General features: G+C 74.0%; 6 protein-coding genes and 1 pseudogene. 4 read left to right on the forward strand and 3 right to left on the reverse strand.

Going from position 1 to position 4,131, the window contains the following annotated elements; all coding sequences use genetic code 11:
• Positions 1-303: pseudogene (locus tag AB0F11_RS37715) on the reverse strand (RNA polymerase sigma factor SigF); the annotation flags it as partial.
• A gap of 172 nt (positions 304-475) precedes the next feature.
• On the opposite strand from AB0F11_RS37715, the gene AB0F11_RS37720 reads away from it, so the two are divergent.
• Both AB0F11_RS37720 and AB0F11_RS37725 read left to right on the forward strand, forming a co-directional pair.
• Positions 476-853: a helix-turn-helix domain-containing protein gene (locus AB0F11_RS37720; RefSeq protein ID WP_362184312.1), complete on the forward strand. Its 378-nt coding sequence runs from the start codon at positions 476-478 to the stop codon at positions 851-853.
• Between the two features lie 101 nt (positions 854-954).
• On the forward strand, positions 955-1,167 hold the full coding sequence (locus AB0F11_RS37725; protein WP_362184314.1) for a hypothetical protein: 213 nt from the start codon (positions 955-957) through the stop codon (positions 1,165-1,167).
• Positions 1,168-1,258: 91 nt separating this feature from the next.
• Here the strand turns inward: AB0F11_RS37725 and AB0F11_RS37730 are convergent, their stop codons facing one another.
• Positions 1,259-1,699, reverse strand: coding sequence for a DUF2267 domain-containing protein (locus tag AB0F11_RS37730; RefSeq protein WP_362184316.1), 441 nt, complete (start codon positions 1,697-1,699; stop codon positions 1,259-1,261).
• Between the two features lie 151 nt (positions 1,700-1,850).
• Positions 1,851-2,279, reverse strand: coding sequence for an Hsp20/alpha crystallin family protein (locus AB0F11_RS37735; protein ID WP_362184318.1), 429 nt, complete (start codon positions 2,277-2,279; stop codon positions 1,851-1,853).
• 192 nt (positions 2,280-2,471) lie between these two features.
• Between AB0F11_RS37735 and AB0F11_RS37740 the strand changes: the two genes are divergently transcribed.
• Both AB0F11_RS37740 and AB0F11_RS37745 read left to right on the forward strand, forming a co-directional pair.
• Positions 2,472-3,152 carry a hypothetical protein gene (locus AB0F11_RS37740; RefSeq protein WP_362184322.1) on the forward strand — a complete coding sequence of 227 codons (681 nt, stop codon included), beginning with the start codon at positions 2,472-2,474 and terminating at the stop codon, positions 3,150-3,152.
• A gap of 130 nt (positions 3,153-3,282) precedes the next feature.
• Positions 3,283-4,131: SDR family NAD(P)-dependent oxidoreductase (locus AB0F11_RS37745; protein WP_362184320.1), on the forward strand; the 849-nt coding region annotated here is incomplete at its 3' end.

Here is a 4,131-nt window from a genome sequence, read left to right on the forward strand (position 1 = left end):
GTCCTCGTTCTCGGGACCGCCGGGGCGGTCCCGGAACGGGCGGGCGGCGAAGTGCACCAGTGAGATGTTCATCTCGATGAGCGTGCTGCGCACGTACCGGTACTCGGGGGTTCCCTCTTCGAGGCTCCGCAGCCGTGCGAAGAACACGCGGGTCAGCTCTCGGGCCTCGCCGGTGGGCAGTTCGGAGGGGCAGGGCACGTCCGGCAGCCCGCTGAGTGCGGGGGCGTCTGCGACGCCACCGGTCCGGGCGCGGGGGATGGTCGTCGTCGGGATCCTGGCCTCGACTGCGGCCGTGGAAGTCATCGTCTTCGCTCCTTGGGCACGGGGGCTTGCGGTGCGGTGCGCGCTTGCTCGCCGTACGGAGGGCATCCGTCCGGCTCTACAGACCCTGCCGTGGCTGCGGACACACGTCAAGCAATACCGGAAAAGAAGTTCAGGATTGGCTTTTCGTGAGTCATGGCTCAAGAATGGCGGCGTGGAGAGCGAGCACACGGGGTCCCGCAGGAACCGCTGGACCTTCCTGACCAACCACGCCCGGGTTCTGATCGCCATCGCGCGCGACCCGGGGGTCCGGCTGCGCGACATCGCGGCCGTCTGCGGCCTGACCGAGCGCACCGTTCAGGCGATCGTCACGGACCTGGAGGCGGACGGGTACCTCACGCGGACCCGGGACGGCCGGCGCAACCGGTACGTCATCGCCCCCGGCGCGCGCTTCCGCCATCCGGCGGAGGCCGACCACGAGATCGCCGGACTGCTGGCCTACCTCGCCGGCCCTCTCACCGCCCCGCCGGCGCCCGCCGTCGAGGCGATGGAGGGGGCGTCCGGCGACGGAGCGCCGCACGCAACGGTGTAGCTCCCGGATGCGCGCCCACCTCGGATCCGTTTCGGCCGGGGCGGTGCGGGTAGCCGCGCCTGCGACCAACCAACCGATCCTCTGGCGAGGAGGCAACTCGTATGGGTGGCATAGGCGGTTGCATCGCCTTGATCGTGGTGGGGGCCATCCTCACCTTCGCGAGCGACTGGCAGATGGACGGCGTGAACCTGGACGTGGTCGGACTGATCATGATGGGCGCCGGACTGCTCGGGCTCGGCGTGTACGCGAGCGTCATGCGGCGGCGGCGCGCCGCCGCCCTGCCGATCGTGGACGAAACCCGCGACCGGACCTGACGGCCCCGCTCCCCCGCCGCCGGTTCGCAGGGCCGTGCCGGGCCGCGGCGGCGGGCCGCGGCCGGCCGTGGCGCGAGGCGGTCGCCCTGCCTCAGGCCTCCTGGCGGCGTGTCAGTTCGGCCTGTCCGAACAGGAGCGCGTACCCCTCGGGCAGGGCGCGCAGGATGCGTGAGAGCAGGTCGGGACCGGCCAGGCGGGCGACGACGGACAGGACGGCGCCGGTGTCCCAGCGTGCGACGGCCGGACTGATTCCGCTGCGCACGGCGAGGTCCTTGACGAAGCCCCAGCCGGTGCGGCGGTCCGCGTCGGGAACGGCCGCGGTGAGGGCCAGGGCCGCTTCGAGGGGGAGGCGGGCGGCGAGGTCGGCGCGGACGTCGCCGGTCAACTCGCGGCCGAGGGCGGCCATGACCCGGCGGACCGTCTCGTCGGCCCGTTCGAGGGTGGGGTAGGCGCCTTCGTAGCGGACGGTCTCCAGCATCCGGTCGTAGCCGGGGACGGGTGCCTGCCGGCGGACGGCGGGCTGGTCGAACATGGGAGAGCGGCCTTTCGTCTCGTGGGGGCGGGACAGGGCGGAGGCGCGCCCGGAGCGGTGCCCGAGCAGCCCGCACGCCGCGCACCACCGCCCGGAATACGGGGCGGTGGTGCGTGGCGGGCCGGACACCGGCGCCGGGGCGTGCCTCGGATCAGCTGCTGATCTGCTTGCGGGCGCCGTCCCCGATCGCGATCTTCCGCGGCTTGGCGCGCTCGGCGATCGGGATGCGCAGGGTCAGGACGCCTGCGTCGTAGTCGGCCTCGATGTGCTCGGTGTCCAGGGTGTCGGCCAGCATGATCTGCCGCGAGAAGACGCCCAGGGGCCGCTCCGAGAGCTCCATCTGGGCCTGGTCCGACTTCGCGACGGGCCGGCGCTCGGCCTTGACCGTCAGCATGTTCCGCTCGACGTCGATCTCGATGGCTTCCTTGGACACGCCGGGCACATCGAAGGCGATCACGTAGACCTCGCCCTCCCGGTACGCGTCCATCGGCATGGCGGAGGGCTTGGACCAGGTGCCCGGGGCCAGCAGCTGCTGGGTGAGGCGGTCGATCTCACGGAAGGGATCGGTGCGCATCAGCATGGGAGAACACCTCCATCGTCTTGGCTGGGATGCCAGTGCGCTTGAGATATTCCAGTTGTAACATGTCATCGAAACGATGACAAGCATCGACGTCACCCTATGGATGACACCGACCCACCGGGGATAGAGTGGTCCCCCGATCCGGTGAGCCCGCCGGCCCGCGAACCCGGAGGTGAAGAAGACGTGACCGACATCCCGCCGCCGCATCCCGGACCGGCCGGATCGGCCGGACCGCCCGGCTCGCCGGCGTCGTTCCTGGCCGCCGCAGCCGCCCTCGACGCGATCGACCGGGCCATGCAGAGCGCCCAGGACCAGCGCGCGGACCGCCCCGACGACGCGCAGGCGGCCCTCGCCGCGCTGCTGCTGCTCCGGGAGGTGCGCGAGGGCCTCGCGGCCTGGGAGAGCGGGCTCATCGAGACGGCCCGGGCAGCCGGGGCGAGCTGGGCGGAACTGGCCGCACCCCTCGGCGTCGCCAGCCGGCAGGCCGCCGAGCGCCGCTACCTGCGGCTGCGGCCGGGAGCCGCGGGCAGTACGGGCGAGCAGCGCGTCCAGGCCACCCGCGACCACCGCGCGGCCCAGCGCAGCGTGAACACCTGGGCCCGCGACAACGCCGGGGACCTGCGCCAGCTCGCCGGCCAGGTCAGCGCCCTGACCGGCCTCGACAGCCGCGGCACCGCATCGGTCGGCGAGGTGCGCGACGCCCTCGCCGGCGACGACGCGGCCGGCCTGCTCGGGCCGCTGGCCGCCGCCGAACCGCACCTGCGCCCCGGCCACCCCGAGCTCGCCGACCGGATCCACGCCCTCTCCCGGCACACCGACCGCGTCCGGCAGGCTGCCGACCAGCGGCGGCAGGACGCGGACCGGAGGTCGTGAGCGGCGGGGCGAGAACACGGTGAAACGGCGAAGGGACGCGCGAAGGCGGCCCGCGCCCACCACCTCCGTATGACCGGCGCCGACCGGGGCAGAAGTCCGGAGTCCGGCAGGCGTCGGGGAGGTGGTGCCGATGGCCGGAGCAAACGGAGCAGCCGGAGCGGGGGTGCCGATGCGCGGCGCCGTCGTGGTCGTCACCGGAGCCTCCAGCGGGATCGGCCGGGCCACCGCGCTGGCCTGTGCCGGGCGCGGTGCGCACGTCGTCCTGGCCGCCCGCAGCGCGGCCCAACTGGACCGGGTCGCCGCACAGTGCCGGCAGCGCGGCGGCGCAGCGCTCGCGGTGCCCACCGATGTGACCGACGGGGCGGCCGTGACGGCCCTGGCCGCGGCCGCCACCCGCCGCTTCGGCCGGATCGACGTCTGGGTCAACGCGGCGGGTGTGGGAATCCTCGGGCGGTTCGACCAGACGCCGCCGCAGGAACTGCGCCGACTGCTGGAGGTCAACGTCATCGGCGCCGTGCACGCGGCGCGCGCCGCCGTACCGGTCATGCGCCGCCAGGGCGGGGGCGTCCTCATCGACATCGCCTCCCTGCTCGGCGCGCGCCTCGAAGCCCCGTACATGGGCGCCTACTCCATGTCGAAGGCCGCGCTGACCACCTTCGACGAGGTGCTGCGCCAGGAGCTCGCCCTCCTCGGGGACCGGCGGATCGCCGTCTGCACCGTCCTTCCGGCGGGCGTGGACACGCCCTTCTTCCGGCACGCGGCGAACCACACCGGCCGCGGGCTGCGCTCGCTGCCGCCCCTGGCCACGCCCGAACGGATCGCGCGGACCGTCGTGCGCACCGCCCGCAGGCCGCGCCGCCGGGTGCTGGTGGGCCCGTACGCCCACACGCTCGCCGCCGCCCATGCGGTGGCTCCCGGCATCGTCCGGCGGGCCGTCGCCCTGCGCACCGACCGTTCCTACCTCCGCGGCGCCCCTCCC

This window comes from Streptomyces sp. NPDC032472 (assembly GCF_040636955.1).
Lineage (GTDB): Bacteria > Actinomycetota > Actinomycetes > Streptomycetales > Streptomycetaceae > Streptomyces.